The sequence below is a fragment of the Pseudonocardia sp. EC080619-01 genome, assembly GCF_001420995.1.
In the GTDB taxonomy this organism is placed as follows: Bacteria; Actinomycetota; Actinomycetes; order Mycobacteriales; family Pseudonocardiaceae; genus Pseudonocardia.
The window spans coordinates 2,153,912-2,171,163 of the sequence record NZ_CP012184.1 but is presented as its reverse complement, the minus strand read 5'-3'; the positions used below and the strand labels follow the sequence as shown (position 1 = coordinate 2,171,163).

General features: G+C 72.9%; 21 protein-coding genes and 1 tRNA gene. 7 read left to right on the top strand and 15 right to left on the bottom strand.

What is annotated here, in order from left to right; translation table 11 throughout:
- Positions 1–2: 2 nt before the first annotated feature.
- The 5 genes from AD017_RS10110 to AD017_RS10090 form a co-directional block, all read right to left on the bottom strand.
- Entirely contained in the window at positions 3–233 is a 231-nt protein-coding gene (locus tag AD017_RS10110) for a hypothetical protein (RefSeq protein WP_060574050.1), read from the bottom strand.
- 5 nt (positions 234–238) lie between these two features.
- On the bottom strand, positions 239–658 hold the full coding sequence (locus tag AD017_RS10105; protein ID WP_060574049.1) for a hypothetical protein: 420 nt from the start codon (positions 656–658) through the stop codon (positions 239–241).
- A 133-nt stretch (positions 659–791) separates the two neighbouring features.
- On the bottom strand, positions 792–1,667 hold the full coding sequence (locus AD017_RS10100; protein WP_010241875.1) for a LysR family transcriptional regulator: 876 nt from the start codon (positions 1,665–1,667) through the stop codon (positions 792–794).
- A 24-nt stretch (positions 1,668–1,691) separates the two neighbouring features.
- Positions 1,692–2,843, bottom strand: coding sequence for a bifunctional 2-polyprenyl-6-hydroxyphenol methylase/3-demethylubiquinol 3-O-methyltransferase UbiG (locus tag AD017_RS10095; protein WP_060574048.1), 1,152 nt, complete (start codon positions 2,841–2,843; stop codon positions 1,692–1,694).
- A 91-nt stretch (positions 2,844–2,934) separates the two neighbouring features.
- A complete protein-coding gene (locus AD017_RS10090; protein WP_060574047.1) occupies positions 2,935–4,071 on the bottom strand; it encodes an NAD(P)/FAD-dependent oxidoreductase in 1,137 nt (378 codons plus the stop codon).
- Positions 4,072–4,149: 78 nt separating this feature from the next.
- Here AD017_RS10090 and AD017_RS10085 point away from each other — a divergent pair, with 78 nt between their 5' ends.
- Positions 4,150–4,839: a TetR/AcrR family transcriptional regulator gene (locus AD017_RS10085; protein WP_060574046.1), complete on the top strand. Its 690-nt coding sequence runs from the start codon at positions 4,150–4,152 to the stop codon at positions 4,837–4,839.
- A 225-nt stretch (positions 4,840–5,064) separates the two neighbouring features.
- Positions 5,065–6,390 (top strand): MFS transporter, encoded by a 1,326-nt coding sequence (locus tag AD017_RS10080; RefSeq protein WP_060576327.1) that lies wholly within the window; start codon positions 5,065–5,067, stop codon positions 6,388–6,390.
- A 26-nt stretch (positions 6,391–6,416) separates the two neighbouring features.
- Here AD017_RS10080 and AD017_RS10075 read toward each other — a convergent pair whose 3' ends face one another.
- Positions 6,417–6,806 carry a 4-oxalocrotonate tautomerase family protein gene (locus AD017_RS10075; protein WP_060574045.1) on the bottom strand — a complete coding sequence of 130 codons (390 nt, stop codon included), beginning with the start codon at positions 6,804–6,806 and terminating at the stop codon, positions 6,417–6,419.
- 101 nt (positions 6,807–6,907) lie between these two features.
- On the opposite strand from AD017_RS10075, the gene AD017_RS10070 reads away from it, so the two are divergent.
- Together AD017_RS10070 and AD017_RS10065 are read left to right on the top strand one after the other, a co-directional pair.
- Positions 6,908–7,354, top strand: coding sequence for a helix-turn-helix domain-containing protein (locus tag AD017_RS10070; RefSeq protein WP_060574044.1), 447 nt, complete (start codon positions 6,908–6,910; stop codon positions 7,352–7,354).
- A gap of 67 nt (positions 7,355–7,421) precedes the next feature.
- Positions 7,422–8,009, top strand: coding sequence for a TetR/AcrR family transcriptional regulator (locus tag AD017_RS10065; RefSeq protein WP_060574043.1), 588 nt, complete (start codon positions 7,422–7,424; stop codon positions 8,007–8,009).
- A gap of 3 nt (positions 8,010–8,012) precedes the next feature.
- On the opposite strand, the gene AD017_RS10060 is transcribed toward AD017_RS10065, so the two are convergent.
- The 3 genes from AD017_RS10060 to AD017_RS10050 are packed head-to-tail and all read right to left on the bottom strand — an operon-like array spanning position 8,013 to position 10,472.
- Entirely contained in the window at positions 8,013–8,792 is a 780-nt protein-coding gene (locus AD017_RS10060) for an enoyl-CoA hydratase/isomerase family protein (protein WP_060574042.1), read from the bottom strand.
- A gap of 22 nt (positions 8,793–8,814) precedes the next feature.
- Entirely contained in the window at positions 8,815–9,795 is a 981-nt protein-coding gene (locus tag AD017_RS10055) for an MBL fold metallo-hydrolase (protein WP_060574041.1), read from the bottom strand.
- Positions 9,796–9,854: 59 nt separating this feature from the next.
- Positions 9,855–10,472: a LysE family translocator gene (locus AD017_RS10050; protein WP_060574040.1), complete on the bottom strand. Its 618-nt coding sequence runs from the start codon at positions 10,470–10,472 to the stop codon at positions 9,855–9,857.
- A gap of 174 nt (positions 10,473–10,646) precedes the next feature.
- Here AD017_RS10050 and AD017_RS10045 point away from each other — a divergent pair, with 174 nt between their 5' ends.
- Complete coding sequence (locus AD017_RS10045; RefSeq protein WP_238591901.1) at positions 10,647–11,048, top strand: Lrp/AsnC family transcriptional regulator; 402 nt, start codon at positions 10,647–10,649, stop codon at positions 11,046–11,048.
- A 141-nt stretch (positions 11,049–11,189) separates the two neighbouring features.
- Here the strand turns inward: AD017_RS10045 and AD017_RS10040 are convergent, their stop codons facing one another.
- The 3 genes from AD017_RS10040 to AD017_RS10030 form a co-directional block, all read right to left on the bottom strand.
- Positions 11,190–11,606 carry a type II toxin-antitoxin system VapC family toxin gene (locus AD017_RS10040; RefSeq protein WP_227012706.1) on the bottom strand — a complete coding sequence of 139 codons (417 nt, stop codon included), beginning with the start codon at positions 11,604–11,606 and terminating at the stop codon, positions 11,190–11,192.
- The gene (locus tag AD017_RS10035) at positions 11,603–11,896 is read right to left on the bottom strand and encodes a type II toxin-antitoxin system Phd/YefM family antitoxin (protein WP_060574038.1); all 294 of its coding nucleotides are present in this window, start codon (positions 11,894–11,896) and stop codon (positions 11,603–11,605) included. Before AD017_RS10035 ends, AD017_RS10040 begins: the two co-directional genes overlap by 4 nt.
- 217 nt (positions 11,897–12,113) lie before the next feature.
- Positions 12,114–12,186: transfer RNA gene (locus AD017_RS10030), tRNA-Arg, on the bottom strand.
- A gap of 163 nt (positions 12,187–12,349) precedes the next feature.
- Here AD017_RS10030 and AD017_RS10025 point away from each other — a divergent pair.
- Both AD017_RS10025 and AD017_RS10020 read left to right on the top strand, forming a co-directional pair.
- Positions 12,350–12,991, top strand: coding sequence for an N-acetyltransferase (locus AD017_RS10025; protein WP_060574037.1), 642 nt, complete (start codon positions 12,350–12,352; stop codon positions 12,989–12,991).
- A 37-nt stretch (positions 12,992–13,028) separates the two neighbouring features.
- Complete coding sequence (locus tag AD017_RS10020) at positions 13,029–13,439, top strand: RidA family protein (protein WP_010241888.1); 411 nt, start codon at positions 13,029–13,031, stop codon at positions 13,437–13,439.
- Positions 13,440–13,523: 84 nt separating this feature from the next.
- Here the strand turns inward: AD017_RS10020 and AD017_RS10015 are convergent, their stop codons facing one another.
- From AD017_RS10015 to AD017_RS10005, 3 genes are read right to left on the bottom strand one after another with little or no spacing between them, the layout of a single operon-like run.
- Positions 13,524–15,206, bottom strand: coding sequence for a biotin/lipoyl-binding protein (locus AD017_RS10015; RefSeq protein ID WP_060574036.1), 1,683 nt, complete (start codon positions 15,204–15,206; stop codon positions 13,524–13,526).
- 35 nt (positions 15,207–15,241) lie between these two features.
- Entirely contained in the window at positions 15,242–16,450 is a 1,209-nt protein-coding gene (locus AD017_RS10010) for an ABC transporter permease (RefSeq protein ID WP_010240981.1), read from the bottom strand.
- Positions 16,447–17,151 (bottom strand): ABC transporter ATP-binding protein, encoded by a 705-nt coding sequence (locus AD017_RS10005; protein ID WP_060574035.1) that lies wholly within the window; start codon positions 17,149–17,151, stop codon positions 16,447–16,449. Before AD017_RS10005 ends, AD017_RS10010 begins: the two co-directional genes overlap by 4 nt.
- Positions 17,152–17,252: the final 101 nt, after the last annotated feature.

The following is a 17,252-nucleotide window of genomic DNA, read 5'->3' as shown; positions in this document are numbered from 1 at the left end:
CGTCACCGGGCGGGGTGCCGGTCCGCCCCCACGACGTCGCGGAGCTCCTCGCGGGCCAGCCGCTCCAGCAGCTCGGGCAGCGATCCGGCCGGCACACCGTCCAGCCGCCGCCGGCAGGTCCGCACCACGGCGACGACGGTGCGGTGGTCCAGGTCGGCGGCGAACTCGGCCGCCAGCCGCGCGGTCACGTGCGACTCGTCGCCCGCCGGGCGGGCCGTGCGGGTCCGGGACACCGCACTCACCCGTCGGCGGCCGCGACGCCGCGACGACGCCGGTGGCCCCGCCGCAGCGGCGTGACGACGGCACTGCCGGCAGGCGCCGGGCTCCGGTCCGGGACCGCGTCGCCGTCGGGGACCCGGGTGACCTGACGGACCGGGTGCAGGCCGCGGACCCGCAGCAGCCGCCGCCGGGTGCCGAGCCGGTGCTGGGTGCGGCCCAGGAGGGCCGGCAACCGGTCGTCGTACCGGGCGACCGCCGAGGCGTCGATCGTCAGGACCTGTCTCCTGCCGGCGAGGAAGTCCGCGATGTGCGTGTCGATCCGGTCGAGGACCGCCTCGTCGATCGCGCCCCGGAGGACGATCAACCAGTCACCGGGACCGTCGATGAACGACCCGACGAAGCTGACGCTCCGCGTCCCGAGCGCTTCTCCGTAGTGCATCGCCGAGCCCTCCCCGACCCTCGATCACACACGACGTGCGGATCACCGAGGTCCAGGGCGATGCCGAGAAAGTACTTGTACCGCACGTCGCGGGGGGTGTCGAGAGGCTCGCGGCCGTATCCGGACGTACCTCTCACCGGGTCGCGAGCCGGGTGAACGCGGCCGCGGCCGGGCTCGCCGACGTCCGCGGCAGCACCAGCGCCCCGTGCAGGCTCTCGCCCGTGGCGGCCGGGCGGACGACGAGTCCGGCCTCCTCCGCGAGCCCGCGCCACGAGTCCGCGACGACCGCGACCCCCATCCCGGCGAGCACGAGCGGCAGCAACGCCTCGCGCTGCTCCACCTGGACCGCGATCCGGCAGTCGGTCGAGGACAGGATCGCCTCCGCCACCCGGCGCATCCCGGTGCCGTGCTGACCGACGACGAGGTCCAGGCCGCGCAGGGCGTCCAGCTCGACCGGTCCGTCGCCGGCCGGGAGGTCGGCCGCGTCACGGGCGACGACGACGTAGCCCTGCACGAACAGCGGCTCGACCCGGAGGTCCGGTTCGAGCACCGGGCCGTTCGCCGTCGCGAGGAGCCCGACCTCGGCCGCTCCGGTGCGGACCGCGTCGCACACCTCGTCCGGTCCGGGCGCGGTGGCGACGCCGACCGACACACCGGGATGGGCCCGGCGGAACCCGGCGATCATCGTCGGGAGCGGGTGCACCGCCTGGGACGGCATCGACGTGACGGCGAGCCGTCCCCCGTGCAGGCCCTCGACCGACGCGACCGTCGCCCGGGCGACGTCGAGTGCCCGGACGAGGTCGCGGGCGGGCTCGACGAGCGCGCGGCCGGCCGCGGTGAGGACCAGCCGGCGTCCGGTCCGGAGGAACAGGTCGCTGCCGAGCTCCCGCTCCAGCCGGCGCAGCGCCTGCGACACCGACGGCTGCGCGACGTGCAGCCGGGCGGCGGCCGCGTGCACGGTCCCGGTCTCGACGACGGCGAGGAAGTACCGCACCTGCCGGACGTCCATGGCGGGACCCTAGCGAGGCCCCCGTCAGCGGGGGCGCATCCGGTAGAAGCGCCAGAACCCGAAGTCCTCGATCGGCAGGACCTCGACGTCGGTGAGCCCGGCCCGGGCGGCGTAGTCCCGCACCGTCGACTCGCGGATGACGGTGCCGGTCGCCGCGGACGGCTCGTGCGACATCGCGTCGGGCAGGCACAGCATCGTGCTGAAACCGTAGAGCAGGCGTTCGACGTCCCCGGCCGGCGCGCGGAAGGTGTCCTCGGCCGCCTCGTCCATCACGACCACGACGCCGCCGGGACGCAGCGCGCGACGGGCCGAGGTCAGGAACTCCACCGGATGGGGCAGGTCGTGCAGGCACTCGAACGCGAACACCGCGTCGTACGCGGCCTCCGGGAGGGCGGTCGCCGCGTCGCCGGTGCGGAACGTGACCCGCTCGGTCTGCCCGGCCGCCACGGCGTGGCCTGCCGCGGCGGCCGTCGACGGCGGGTCCGGGTCGACGCCGTGGACCGTGGCACCCGGGTAGGCCCTGGCCAGCGCGATCGTCGACCAGCCCTCGCCGCAGCCGAGGTCCGCGATCGCGGCACCGGACCGGTCGAGGTGCCGGTGCAGGTCGGGGACGCCGGCGAGCGCATCGGCGAGCCGGTGCTCGTACCAGGGCCGGTTCATGTCGGCCTGCCCCGTGCGCGCGTCCGGTCCGAACTGCGCCCAGCTCACCCCGCCGCCGGAGCGGTAGGCCGCGCCGAGCGCCGGCAGCTGGACGGCCGCCGCGCCGACGAACCGGGTCAGCGGGGCCAGGAAGTTGACGCTGTCGGTGGCCGTCATGACCTCGGCGACGCCCGGTCCGAGCCCGAACCGGCGCGGCTCGGTGCTGTCTGCGCCGTCTCCGTCTCCGACGACGGTGCTGTCTGCGCCGTCTCCGACGACGGTCAGAAACCCCGACGCGGCCTGCTGCTCCAGCCATTCGCGGGCGTAGCGCGGGTCGGTCCCGCTCCGGTCGGCGAGCTCGCCGGGGGAGAGCGGGCCCGCCTCGGCGAGGACCCGGTACCAGCCCAGCCGGTCGCCGAGGTAGCACGCGAGCACGTCGAACGCGCCGAGCGTCGCGGCGAGGACGCGTTCGGCCACCGCCTCGGCCGCCTCCGGGGCGTCGGACCCGGTGGTCGTCGTCTCCGTCGTTCCTGACATCGCGTCCTCCCCTGGACGTGGCCGTGGAAGCGGCCGATCGTCCGCCGTCCCTCTGCGGGCCGGAATCGTCAAGGTTGGGGAGGGGCGGCTCTCATCGGTCCGGACCCACCTCGGCGAAGAAGTCGAGGAGGCTGTGCGGTGCGTCGGCGCCGTAGCAGGCGTCGAAGACGACGGCCCCCTCCGCCGCGGCCTCGGCGCTGCGGGGGAACAGGGCCTGCTCGTACGCGGTGAGCGCGGCCTCGACGTCGCCGGGGTGGGCGGCGATCGCCCGGCCCAGCTCGGCGCCGTCGAGCATGGCCAGGTTGGCGCCGTCGCCGGACGGCGCCATGAGGTGGGCGGCGTCGCCGAGCAGGGTCACCCCCGGCACCCGGTCCCACCGGTACCCCGACGCGGGCAGGGTCGTGATCGGTCGTACGACGGGAGCGGTGTCGCTGTCGGTGATCAGCGCGGTGAGCTCGGGCGCCCAGCCGTCGAACTCCGCGGCGACGAGCGCGGTCGCGGTGGCGGTGTCGCCGGTGCCGATCGGGGCGAACCACTCCTGCGGCCTGGTCAGCGCCACGTAGGAGTGCAGGGTCCCGCCGCGCTCGCGGTGGGCGACGATGCCCGCGCCCGGGGTCAGCGCGAACAGTGCCCCGCTGCCGACGGCCCGGGCGGTGGCCGGGTGGCGGGTGTCGCCGTCGTACAGGTAGGTCTCGACGAACGACGTGCCGACGTACTCCGGACGCGCGCCGGACAGCAGCGCGCGGACCCGGGACCACGCCCCGTCCGCGCCGATGAGCAGCATCGTGACGGCGGTGTCGCCGTCGGCGAAGGTCACCTCGTGCCGGCCCCCGCCGAGCGCCCGGACGCCGGTGACCTTGTGTCCCCACCGGACGGTGCCGTCCGGGAGGGAGTCGAGCAGCATCCGGCGCAGCTCGCCGCGCTGCACCTCGGGCCGCCCTCCGGAGCCGTCGTCGGGCTCGTCGAACAGGACGGTCCCGTCCGGGGCGACGACCCGCGTCGCCTCCCCGCCCGCCAGGACGAGGGCGCGGAACTGCTCGCCCAGACCCGCCGCCTCGAGCGCGGGCCGGCCGGTCTCGTCGTGGATGTCGAGCATCCCGCCCTGTGTGCGGGCCGTGGGGGAGGCCTCCGCCTCGTGGACCGTGACGGGGATCCCGTGGACGTGCAGGACGCGGGCCAGGGTGAGGCCGCCGAGTCCGGCACCGATGATCGTGACAGGGGAGTTCACGACGGCTCCTTCCGACGATTGGAATGTTGTTCCAAGGGGGAGTTTGGAACAACGTTCCAGACCTGTCAAGATGGCGGCATGACACCTCGGACGCGTCGCAGGGATGCGCTCTCCCGCGAGCGCATCGTCGGGACCGCCGTCGAGGTGCTCGACGCGTCCGGCGAGAACGGGCTCACGTTCCGGGCGCTCACCGAGCGCCTGGCCACCGGTCCCGGCGCGATCTACTGGCACGTGGCGAACAAGGACGAGCTGCTCGCCGCGGCGACCGACGATGTCGTCGCCGCCGCGCTGGCCGTCGACCCGGGCCGGGACGTCACGCCACGGGACGGGGTCCGCGCCGTCGCGCTCGGCCTGTTCGACGCGATCGACGACCACCCGTGGCTCGGCGCGCAGCTGTCGTCGCAGCTCTCCCGTGCACCGTGGGGGCCGGTGACGACGCGGATCCTGGAGAGCGTCGGGCAGCGGGTCCGCGCGCTGGAGGTGCCCGAGGACGCGTGGTTCACGGCGACCACCGCGCTCGTGCACCACATCCTCGGCGCCGCGGCGCAGAATGCCGCGAACGCCCGTGTGGCCGGGCCGGACGCGGACCGCAGCGCAATGCTCGGCGTCGCCGCACGGGCGTGGGAGGAGCTCGATCCCGTCGAGTACCCGTTCGTCCGTGCCGTGGCGGACCGGATGCGGGAGCACGACGACCGGGAGCAGTTCCTCGCCGGGATCGACCTCGTGCTCGCCGGGATCGCCGCGCTCTCGCCGGGATCGTCGCCGTGATCCCGGTCATTCGTTCCGGGGATTCCGGGCTTCGGCTGCGTCGGGGCGCTGACCGGTCCTGATCTCGCCGATCGGCCCCACCTGGGGTTTCCGTGTCGAGCCGGGTCTACTCGGAACCGGGTGCCACAAGAGAACAATTCCTTGGTGCAGATTCCTGGCAGGTGATCCGTTGGGGCGATCCCGTTCTGTCCGTACGGTTCGCGGAATCGAGCCGAAAGGGACGTGATGCGATCGCTGTTCGCGGACACGCGGTTCCGGAACCTGTTCGTGGCGCAGGTCGTCGCCCTCACCGGCACCGGCCTGGCCACGGTCGCGCTGGGCCTGCTCGCCTACGACCTCGCCGCCGACCGGGCCGCGCTGGTGCTGGGGGCGGCACTGGCGGTCAAGATGGTCGCGTACGTGGTCGTCGGCCCCGTGGTCGGCGCGGTCGCCGACCGGGTACCGCGGCGACGGCTGATGGTCGGCGCGGACCTCGTGCGCGCCGGCGTCGTCCTGCTCCTGCCGTGGGTCGCCGAGGTCTGGCAGGTGTTCGTCCTGATCGGGGTGCTGCAGACGGCCTCGGCGACCTTCACGCCCGTCTTCCAGTCGGTCCTTCCGGACGTCGTCACCGGCGAGAAGGACTACACGCGGGCCCTGTCGGCGTCGCAGCTGGCGAGCAGCCTGGAGACGGTCGGGAGCCCGCTCCTGGCCGCGGCGGCGCTGGCGGTGCTCGGCTACTCGTCGCTGTTCGTCGGGACGGCGGCCGGGTTCCTGGTCTCGGCCGCGCTCGTCGCCGGGACGGCCGTGCCGGCGGTCACCGCGCGCGCGGAGGGCGGCTTCGGCACCCGGGTGCTCCTCGGGGTACGGCTGTTCCGGGCGGTCCCGCAGCTGCGCGGGCTGCTCGCGCTGAACGCGGTGGTCGCCACGGTCGGCGTCGTCTCGCTGGTCACCACGGTCAACGTCGTCCGCGATCTCCTGGGCGGGTCCGATCCCGAGGTGGGCCTGCTCCTGGCGGTGTGCGGGGCGGGGACCGCGCTCGCGGCCGTCCTCTCGCCCTGGGCGGCGCGGCGCGCGTCGACCCGCACGGTCATGCTCTCCGGCGCGGTGGTCTCGCTCGCCGCCGCGGCCGCGACGGTGCTGGTCGGGCTGCACCCGTCGTGGCCCGCGGCGGTGGTGGCCTGGGCGCTCGTCGGCGCCGGGCCGGGACTGATCATGGTCAACACCGGGCGCCTGCTGCGGGTGTCGTCCGGTCCGGCGCAGCGGCCCGCATTGTTCAGCGCGCAGTTCTCCCTCTCCCACGCCTGCTGGCTGGTCACCTACCCGCTGACCGGCTGGCTCACGGTCGTCGCCGGGTTCACCGGTACCTGGGTCGTGCTCGCAGTGGCGGCGGTCGCCGGGACCGTCGCGGCGGTGACGCTGTGGCCGAGGACCGGCGCCGACCTGATCCGCCACCGCCACGACGGCGCCGACCACGCCCACGTCGCCCTGGCGCGGTGGACCGGGCGGGGCTGGGTGCACTCGCACCCGATCGTCGTCGACGACCGGCACCCGCACGGTCCGGTACCGGTCTGAAGCAGTACCCGACGCGGCCACGGTCCTCAGTGGACAGCACCCGGATCGTCGGCGGACTCCGGGAGGATCACCCCGTCCTCCATCACGTTGGCGCCGGGGACCTCGTGGAGGAAGATCGCCAGGCTCTCCTTGGCGTCCCCGGTGAGGCCGCACCACGCGTCCGCGATCCCGTGGATCAGCCGGCCGCGGACCTCGGCGGACCGGCCGTCCCGGATGAGCCCGACCATGCGCGGGCCGTCCACCGGCTCGCCGGCCACGAAGATGCTCCCGGCCGGGACCTCGGCGAACGAGCAGTGGACGTACGCGGCGGGCGCGCCGGTGACCTCGCTGTGCACCTTCGTCACGGCGGCGGCGATCTCGCGCTTGTGCTGCAGCGTCGCGCCGCCGGTGGGGACGGTGAACTGGTAGTAGGGCATCCGGGGCCTCCACAGGTAGGACTCGAAGAGAGTTCGACCGTAGCGAGGATTCGGCACAGCCACAAACTCGTCGGACTCGAATCGTTTCCTACTATGGAGGGGTGAAGCACGACGAACTGCAGGACGTGTACTGCTCCGTCGCACGCACCTGGTCGGTGATCGGCGAACGGTGGACGATGATGATCCTCCGCGAGTGCTTCCGCGGGGAGCGTCGCTACGACCACTTCCGGTCGAAGCTCGGCCTGGGCAGCAACGTGCTCAACGACCGGCTACGGGTCCTCGTGGCCGAGGGGATCCTGGATCGTGTCCGCTACCAGGAGCGGCCGGCGCGGTACGAGTACCGGCTCACGACCAAGGGCGCCGATCTCTACCCGGTGCTGGTCGCGCTCATGGCGTGGGGCGACCGGTACGAGAACGACGTCCCGCCGGTGCGGCTGGTCCACCGGGGCTGTGGGCACGCCGCGGAGCCGAGGCCGACCTGCGCCCACTGCGGCGAGCCCGTCGGGTGGCGGGACATGACGGCCGAGTTCGAGCCGGACGCGTGGTGAGGCCGGTGCTCACGGGGCGTACGTGACGGGCCCGTCGGGTCCGGGAGGCGGCCCCTAGGCTGCCGGGGTGCCACGACCTGCCCGTTTCGACCAGGACACGATCCTCGACGCCGCGCTCCGGGTGATCGCGGCCCACGGGCCGGCGGGAATGACGGTCGAGGCGGTGGCCGGGGAGATGGGCGGGCACGTCGGGTCGATCTACTACCGGTTCCCGACGAAGGACCATCTGCTGGCGCGGTTGTGGATCCGGTGCGCCCGCACCGGTCAGGCGGGCATGATTGCCGCCCTGTCGGTCGAGGACGTCGAGACCGCGCTGCGTACGGCCGTGCTGCACTATCCGCGGTGGGCGCGGGAGGACCGGCCCGCCGCCCAGGTGCTCGCCGCCTACGGCCGTGAGCAGCTCAGCCCGCATTGGCCCGACGACCTCGCGGCGGAGCTCGCGACGGTGAACGACGACCTGGCCGCGGCGGTGTCCCGGTTCACCGGGAGCTGGTACGGCGAGGTGACTCCGGCGCGGCGGCGGGCGGCGACGCTGGCGTTGCTGGATCTGCCCGGCGCGGCGATCCGCCGCTACCTGCTGGCCGGGCGACCGCCCCCGTCCGGTCTGGATGCCGTGATCCTCGCCGCCTCCCGTGCTGCGCTCGATGCGGCATGAGTGTCACCAGGTCGCTTCGGTTCCCTTGAGCTGCTGCCAGTAGCGCTTGTGGGCGTGGCGGGCGTCGGGCGTGGTGAACCAGCGTGGGAGCTCGTCGTCGAGGGGGTCGGACAGGTCGGCTATGTCGCGCAGGGCGGCGGCCTGGGTGGCACGTTTGGTGAAGGCATAGTGCTCGAGCGTGTCGGCGGGGATGGAGTCGGCGATCTCGACGGCGCGGCCGAGCAGCCGGTCGGCGGGCAGCAGCTCGTCGACCATGCGGAGGTCGAGGGCCTGGTCCTGGTCGACGGTCTCTCCGAACAGGGATGCGCGGGCAGCGGTGCGCTCGCCCCAGGCGTAGGTCAGCATGCGGACGTAGACCGCGGGCATCGGAATGCCGATGGGCACCTCGTTGAGCGCGAAGCGGGCACCGGTGTCGACGGCGATGCGTCGGTCGCACACCGCGGCGGTGATCAGGCCGCCGGCGAAGGCATGGCCGTTGACCGCGGCGACGGTGGGGCGCGGGTAGGTGAACAGGCGGACGTTCGTGGCCCGGTAGGCGGCGAACCAGTCGCGGACCCCGTCGGCCGGGCCGGCGAACAGGGGGAAGTGCTCACCGAGGTCGAGGCCGGCGGAGAACCGGCCGTCCTGTCCGGTGAGCACGACCGGCGAATCCGGGTGGTCGGCTTCGAGGCGGTCGAACGCGTCGTGCAGGTCGGCGAAGAAGGCCCGGTTCTGGGCGTTGACCTTGTTGGTGGTCATGGTGACCACGGCGACGCGGCCGTGTCGGTCGATGGTCCAGCTCATGGGATCTCCTCGGTGGACGGGGTCAGAGTGGCCAGTCGCGCGGCCAGGGCTGGTCGAGCGCAGTGGGGTCGACGGGGACGTATTCCGCGGCCGCCCACAGACGTCCGTCCTGCTCGACGACCGCACCGCTGCGCCGCATCGTGGTGACGAGCTCGTCGACGACGTCCGGGGCCGACCGGTCGAGCTGGGTCGCGGTGTCGGTGATCCAGGCCCGGGCGAGCAGGTAGTCCTGCAGCTCGGGGAGCGGGATGCCGCCGCGGATCATCAGGGCGTAGCCGAAGATGCGGCGGGCGGCATACCAGACGGCACCCTGCGGATCGTCGACCAGGCGCTGGGCGCGGCGGTGGGCGTTCGCCAGTGCGGCGGCGGGGTCGTCGGGGATCCGTCCGTGCGCCGGGAGGAGCACCCTGGGGTGCAGGCCGTCGAGCCGCTCCAGCGACGCCTTCGCGATCGCGGCGGCGTCCGGGCCGTCGAGTGCGGTGGAGACCCAGCCGACGTCGTGGTCCGACAGCGCGTCCCCCACGACGAGCAGCCGCTCCTCGGGCTGCCACAGGCTCAGATGTCCGCGGGTGTGGCCGGGTGTGTGCACGACCTGCCACTCGACCTCGCCGAGCCGGAGCATCTCGTCGTCCTCGAGGGAGCGGTCGACGGTGTACGGGCTGACGGGTTGGTCGAGGTACTCGGCCATGCAGCAGCCGGGATCGCGCCGGGCGACGGCATCGGCATCGGGGGCGCCGGCGGCGATCTGTGCGCCGGTGGCCTGCAGGGCGGCGTTGCCGCCGACGTGGTCGGCGTGCCAGTGCGTGTTGACGACCGTGGCGATCCGGGTGCCGGCCTCGGCTTCGGCCCACGCGCGGGTCTGCTCGGCGTGGCCGACGAAGCCGGTGTCCACCAACGCGGGTTCCGGTCCCGGCAGCAACAACAGGTTGGCATCCGGGAACGGGCGCGGCCGATAGCGCACCCACTTCGGCAGCCGGTCGTCGTCGAGCGCGTCGTCCGTCATGTTTTTGACTCTATGCTCAACAACGATCGGGGGCCAGGACCCACGATGGAGCGGGAGGTTCAGCCGGCGAACTGTCCGACGAGCAGGCCCGCGCCCAGCACGACCATCGCGGCGCCGGACACGCGCGACACCAGCCGTGACCATGTCGGCCGCGCGGCGAGGAGGCGTCGTGCGCCGATCCCGACGCCGATGTAGACGACTCCGCAGGTCACCACGTGCACCGCGCCGAGAACCAGCATCTGGATACCCGCCGGCCAGGAGCTCGCAGGGTCCGTGAACCGGGGCAGCACGGCAAGGATCAGCAGTAGCGCCTTCGGGTTCAACCCGCTGATCCCTGCGCCCTTCGTGACCTGCCGCAGCCACGACGCCGTCTCGACCGTTGCGCCCGGCACCGCGCCTGCGGGGCGGGTGAGGCCGGACAGCCCCAGCCACACGAGGTAGGCGGCACCGATCGCCGTGAGTGCGGTCAGGATCGTCGGGGAACCCGCCATGACCGCCGCCATCCCCGCGGCGACCGCCGCCGTCAGGGTCAGGTGCCCGGCCATCAGGCCTGCGACGGCGGGGAGGACGCTGCGCTGCCCGACTCCGGCGCCGATCGCGTACGCCCAGTCCGCACCGGGAGTGCACACGAGTAGCAGCGACAGTCCCCAGAACGCGACGACCGTCCCGACCACCATGCCTGCCTCCTCTGTTCCGGGCTCCGGAGCGCCTCCGGGCCTGCCGGCAACGCTAGGAGCGCAGCGGTGGAAGGTGTTCTCATTCTTTCGACGGAGCGGCTCACTTGAAGTAAGAATCCATGGGTGGATGCCACTGACCGAAAAATTCTTGCCGAGCTCCAGGAGGACGGCCGAATGACCATCACGGAACTGGCGGAGCGGGTGCAGCTCAGCGTGTCGCCGTGTCACCGGCGACTGCGGGCGCTCGAGCAGGCCGGCGCCGTCGCCGGGTACCGAGCCCATCTCGATCCCCACGTCCTCGGCCTGGACTTCGACTCCCTCGTCTTCGTGACCATGCGCGAGTCCGACCGCGACACCATCGACGCCTTCGAGGGGGCCGTCGCCGACATCGCACACGTCGTGCAGGCCCAACGTCTCTTCGGAGACCCCGACTACCTGCTCCGCGTCCTCACACGCGACCTGACCGCGTTCCAGGAGCTCTACGACGAGCGACTCGCGGCGCTCCCCGGAGTTCAGCGCCTCAGCTCCACCCTGGTCATGAAGAGTGTCGTCGAGAATCGAGTGCTCCCGCTCTGACGGCGGACACCTGTCGGCTGAGGGCGCAACACACCGGAAGGGGAGACAGAATGGCAGAGGTCGCTGTCGTCGGTTGCGGCGCAATGGGATCGGTTGCGCCGGGCTGATGCAGCGTGCCGGTCACGAGGTCCACGGCGTCCGCTACCCGTCCATCAGGTCGATCACGGTCAGCGCCGACTCGAGGCCGGCGAAATCAGCGGCGTTGCGGGTCAACAGCGCGACATCGTGCCGCGCCGCGGTGGCGGCGATCTGCAGGTCCATCCGTCGTGGTCGGGGATTCCGCCCGATCTGGCGCACCAGGGTGGCCAACGCCCCGTAGTACTCGGCGGTCACCACGTCGAACGGCAGTACCTCGAACCGGTCGAGGACGGCCTGCACGCGTCGGCGTCGGCGCATCTGGACCAGAGGGTCGGCCGTGGCGGTCACCCCGTAGTGCAGCTCGCCCATCGTGACCGCCGAGACAGCGACCTCGTCGGCGACCTCGAGAACCCGAGCGGCCGGGAAGTCGATCACGACGGAGGTGTCGAGCAGGGCTCGGCGCGGCTCGCTCCTCGTCAACGCCGGCCACCGTCGAACGGGTCGGCGATGTCGTCGTCGCCGAAGAGCTCGTCAGCGGCATCCAGGTCGGCCTGCCACGCCGCCGGGTCGGGAGGCGGCTCCGTCGCGAACGTATCGACGAGCTCGGACACCGGGACGAACCGGCGCTTGCCCGTGCCCCGCTGGTGCGGGACCACATCGGCTACCGGACGGCCGTTCACCGTCACGACGAAGGACTCGCCCTCGGCGACCCGGCGCATGACCGACGCGTTGTCGTTGCGCAACTCCGACTGCCGGATCTCCTGGCTCATAGCGTCACGATAGCGCTCTCATAGCAATCAGGGTCCAGTCTGCCGGATCGGGGTGCCCGACGACGTCGTCGAACACCATCTGATGGACCGCTCTCGAAGAAAGCGGCGCGCTGGATCGACAGGGTGGTGAGTCACGCAGGCCTGGAACAGGCTGTAGAGGATTTCGCGGGCTCGGCGGCAGTCGGTCGGAGGATCGTCGATGTGCCTCTGACCTGCGTGCCCCCGGCAGGATTCGAACCTGCGACACCCGCTTTAGGAGAGCGGTGCTCTATCCCCTGAGCTACGAGGGCGTACGTGGAGGTTACCTGGGAGTCTCCGGCGCCTCGTCGCCGCCGTCGTCGTCAGGGGGCACATCCGGGACACATGGTGCGGCGTCCGTCCGGTGTCCCGGTGCGGGCCGGGCCGCTGGCTAGTGTTCACCGGCAGAGTGCCTGACGAGCGGAGCAGCCGGGAATGATCGAGTCCAGTGTCGTGGTCGAGCGCGGAGACGTCCTCGGCGAGGAGTACCGGCGCCGCATCACCGAGGTGTACGTACGGAGCTTCGCCGACGACTTCGTCGCCTTCTCCCGCGACCCCGGGAGACTGGCCGACGCGTTCGAGCACATGCTGCTGCTCGAACGGTTCCACGTCGCCCTCGTGGACGGGGAGCCCGCCGGTCTGGCGTCGCTCACCGAGGCGGAGCAGACGCTGTTCGCGCCGCGGTTCCGGGAGATCAGGCGTCATCTCGGGCTGGTCCGCGGGCTGCTCGGTTACGTTGTGATCCGGAGGTGGTTCATGCCTCCCTCGGAGGGTGCACGGCCGGGGCTCGCCGAGATCGGGTTCGTCGCCACCGAACCGGAGCATCAGGGGCGGGGAGTCGGCACCGCGCTGCTGCGTCACCTGCTCGCGCTGCCGGGATACCGCGAGTACGTGCTCGAGGACATCAAGGACACGAACGTCGCCGCCCTCGGGCTGTACACGAAGCTCGGCTTCACGGTGTACAAGCGTCGCTCGGTGCGTTTCGCGAAGCGGGTCGGGTTCACCGAGCTCGTGTCGATGACGCTCGTGCGGGAGCCCGCGCCGCAGGACGACCCGCTCCGGACACCGGAAATCTGATCCCGCCGGGAGGAGCGTCCGGCTAACGTCGGCGGTGATGACCACGGCCGTGACCCTGATCCGTTCCTCGCGACTCTCCGACGTCGCCGAGTACGCCTACGCCGCGACGGTGCCCGCCGGCACGCGACTGATCTTCCTGGCGGGCAGCTGCCCGCTCGACGCGGACGGTGCGACCGTCGCGGTCGGTGACTACGCGGGTCAGGCGGCCCAGGCCGTCGAGAACCTGACGACGGCACTGGAGGAGAGCGGGGCGTCGCTGAGCGACGTCGTCAGCACCCGGGTGCTGGTCGCATCGACCAGGCAGGCCGACCTGGTCGCGGCGTGGGAGGTCGTGCGGGATGCCTTCGGCGAGCACGACGCGCCCAGCACGCTGCTCGGGGTGACCGTGCTGGGCTACGACGACCAGCTCGTCGAGATCGAGGCCGTCGCCGCGGTCCGTGACCGCTGACCGGCTGGAGCCTGTCGAGCCACGAGGGTCACCCACGGCCCGGAGCAGGCACGGGCCGTCCGGGCCGTGGGTGCACGGCGAACCTCAGTTCTGCGGCGGCCCACCCGGCGCAGCGGCGACCTGACCCTGCGGCAGCAGCACCGACTGGCCCTCGTCGAGCCCGGAGCGGACCTCGGTGAACTCGTCCCCGACCATGCCCGGGACGAAGGGCACCGGGGCGGCCTCGCCGTCCTCGCCGAGGACGTCGACGATCCGCTGCCCGTTCTCCGTCCGGACCGTGGACGACGGGACGCGCAGCACCCCGTCGGCCGCCTCGACCCGGACGGCGGCCTCAGCGGTCTGTCCGTCGCGGAGCTGCGGGTCGCCCTCCCGGAGGACGATCGAGGCGTAGTAGTTGACGATGCCGGAGACGTCGCGACCGGTCGGCGCGATCGCCAGCACGGTGGCCGGCGTGGTCAGGCCGGGGACCGCGTCGACGGTCACGTCGACCTCCTGGTTGGGCTGGATGCGCGCGGCGTCGGACTCCTCGAAGGGCACGACGAGCTGGAACGACGCGACGTCGTTGAGGACGATGAACGGTCCGCCGCCGGCCCCGGCGGCGCCCGCGGCGTCCCCGCCGCCAGTGCCCGACGCACCGCTCGCGGCGGCGTCGGGGATCCGGGCCGAGCTGCCCGGCGCGAGGGCGGTCGTCCCGGACGCGGCCGGGAGGAACTCGCCGGTGGCGCCGTTGACCTCGGAGACCACCCCGGCGGTCGGGGCGCGGAGTGCGGCGGCGTCCAGGTCGTTCTGGGCCAGGGCGACGGCGGCCTCGGCGTCGCGAACCATCGCCTCCTGGGCGCTGGTGTCGGCCGGCCGGTCCGTGCCCGCGAGGCCGAGGTCGTTCTCCGCGGTGACCACGCTGGTGCGGGCCTGCTCGATGGAGACCCGGCCCGCGGCCTGCTCGGTCCTGGCCTGCTGCTCGGCCGTCGCCAGGTTGGTCTTCGACGTGACCACCACGCCCTTGGCCTGCTGGACGGCGCTCTCGGCCGTCGGGACGTTCTGGCACGCCGGGTCGGTGGTCAGCCCGCCGGTGGACCCGCCGGGCGTCGCACCGGTGGCCCCGTCGGTACCGCCCTCGGCGCCACGGCCGAGCAGGCTCCCGAGGCCTCCGGAGCCGGGCTCCGACGGCGAGGTGGACGGCGAGGTCGAGGGCGACGTGGAGCTCCCGGTGCCGCAGGCCGCCTCGGCCTCCCGGAGCTGCTCCTCCGCGCGCTCGAGGCTCTTCCGGTCGAAGTCCAGCTGGACCCGCGCCCGTTCGACGGCGACCTCGCCCGCCCGGTTCGTCGCGTCCACCTGACCCCGGGTCGCGTCGAGGACGGCCCGTGCCTGGTCGAGGTTCGCGGCCGCGGCCTCCACCGAGTTGCTGTTGCGGATCTTGTCGAGCGCCGCCTGCTGCTGGGCGAGCTGGGCCCGGCTCTGCTCCAGGGCCTGGGAGAGGGCGAAGTCGTCGAGCCGGGCGAGGATCTGGCCGGGCTCGACCCGCTGGCCCACCTCGACCAGGACCTCGGACAGCCGGCCGCCCTCGGCGAACCCGAGGTTCTGCTCGGTGATCGACACCAGTGAGCCGGTCGCCGCGACGCTCGACACGACCTCGCCGCGGTCGACGTCGACGACCGGTGGCGGTGTCTGGCCCGCGGTGCACGACGCGACGGCGAGCAGCGGCAGCAGTGCCGCCCAGCGCCGGCCGGGTCGTCGTCGAGTCGTCTGCCGGGATGCCGGAACCGGCATGCGGGGCCCCCTGTCGTCGGTCGTGGGTGGAGGTGTCACTGGAACCGGAGCGCCTCGATCGGGCGCAGCCGCGCGGCGCGGTTGGCCGGGTACCCGCCGGCGACGAGGCCGATGAGGAGGCTGATCACGAAGGAGACGACGACCGAGGCGGGATCCACCACGGGCGGCGGGAAGTCGGGGACCACCTGCGGCAGGGTGGCGGCGGCCAGTGTGGACAGACCGACGCCGAGCAGGATGCCGGCGAGCCCGCCCAGCCCGGCGAGGATCGTCGACTCCAGCAGGAACTGCTGCAGCACGGCCCGCCGGGGCGCGCCGATGGCCTTGCGGATCCCGATCTCGCGGGTCCGTTCGGTGACCGTGACCAGCATGATGTTCGCGACGCCGACCCCGCCGACGATCAGCGAGATCGCGGCGACGGCCACGGTGAACAGCGTGAGGAAGCCGAGCGTCTGGTTGACCTGGTCGAGAAGGTTCTGCTGCGCCGTGGCGGAGTAGTCGCGGTCCGTGGGGTCGCGGACGTCGCGCCGGTCGTCGAGCAACGCCGTGACCTGGTCCAGCGCCGCCGGGACGGTGGCCGACGAGGTCGCCTGCACCAGCACGGTGCCGATGTCCTCGCCGCCGCCGAGGACGAACCCGCGGGCGGTGTCCAGCGGCATGATCACCGTCTGGTCGTCCCCGGTGGCCTCCACGACGCCGATCACCCGGAACGAGCTCCGGCCGATCCGCAGCTCCGAGCCCAGCGCGGCCCCGGCGTCCCCGCCGAACAGCTCCTGCACCGGCCCGGGCGCGAGCACTGCGACCTTGGCCTTGGACCGGACCTCGGCGTCGTCGAACATCCGGCCGACGACGAGGTCACGGCCGGTGACGTCGAGGTAGTCCGCGGTGGTGCCGGTGGCCGTGCCGCGGAACCGCTCGCTGCCGTCGCGCTGCACGACGACCGGGCCGCCCGCGACCGGTGTCGCCGAGGCGACGTCCGGGGCGTCGGTGCGGTCGTCGAGCGCGGCGACGTCGGCGTCGGTGAGGGCGCGCGGCGTGCCCCCGCCGTCCTGGTCGGTGTTCACCGTGATCTGGGTGGCCAGCGACCCGAACGAGTCGCTGAAACCGCGCTGGATCCCGTTGCCGAGCGCGACCAGCACGATGACCGCGGAGACCCCGATGATGATGCCGAGCGTGGTCAGGGCGGAGCGCAGCTTGTTGGCACGCAGCCCGCGCAGTGCCAGGCGGGCCGCCTCGACGACGTTCATGCCGGACCGGCCGTCGTGCGGGTCGGCTCCTGCCGGACGTCGCTGGTGATCCGGCCGTCGCGCAGCCGTACGACCCGTCGCGCGAACTCGGCGACCTCGTCCTCGTGCGTGATCAGGACGACGGTCCGGCCCGCCTCGTTGAGCTCCACCAGCAGCTCCATGACCTCGACGGTGGAGCGGGTGTCGAGATTGCCGGTCGGCTCGTCGGCCAGGATCATCGACGGCTCGGTGACCAGCGCGCGGGCGATCGCGACCCGCTGCTGCTGCCCGCCGGAGAGCTCGTTCGGCATGCTGTCGCCGCGGTCGCCGAGGCCGACCCGGGACAGCGCGGCGAGCGCCCGGTCCCGGCGCGCCCGGCGCCCGGCGCCCGCGTAGACCAGGGGCAGCTCGACGTTGCGCGCCGCGCTGGTCCGGGGGATGAGGTTGAAGGACTGGAAGACGAACCCGATCCGCCGGTTGCGGAGGTCGGCCAGCCGGTTCTCCCGCAGCCCGACGACGTCCTCGCCGTCGAGGCGGTAGTGACCGTCGGTGGGGACGTCCAGGCACCCCAGGATGTTCATCATCGTCGACTTGCCCGACCCGGACGGCCCCATGATCGCGACGAGCTCGCCCTCGTCGATCGTCAGGTCCACGCCGGCGAGTGCGTGCACGTCGCCGGCACCCGCTCGATAGGTCTTCGTCACGGATCGGAGTTCGATCATCTACGCCTGGTCCCCCCGGATGGCTCGAACGGTCCAACGGGTTACGGCGTAGGAGGTAACGAACAAATCGGAAGACATCGTGAACGGGCACGGATTCCACC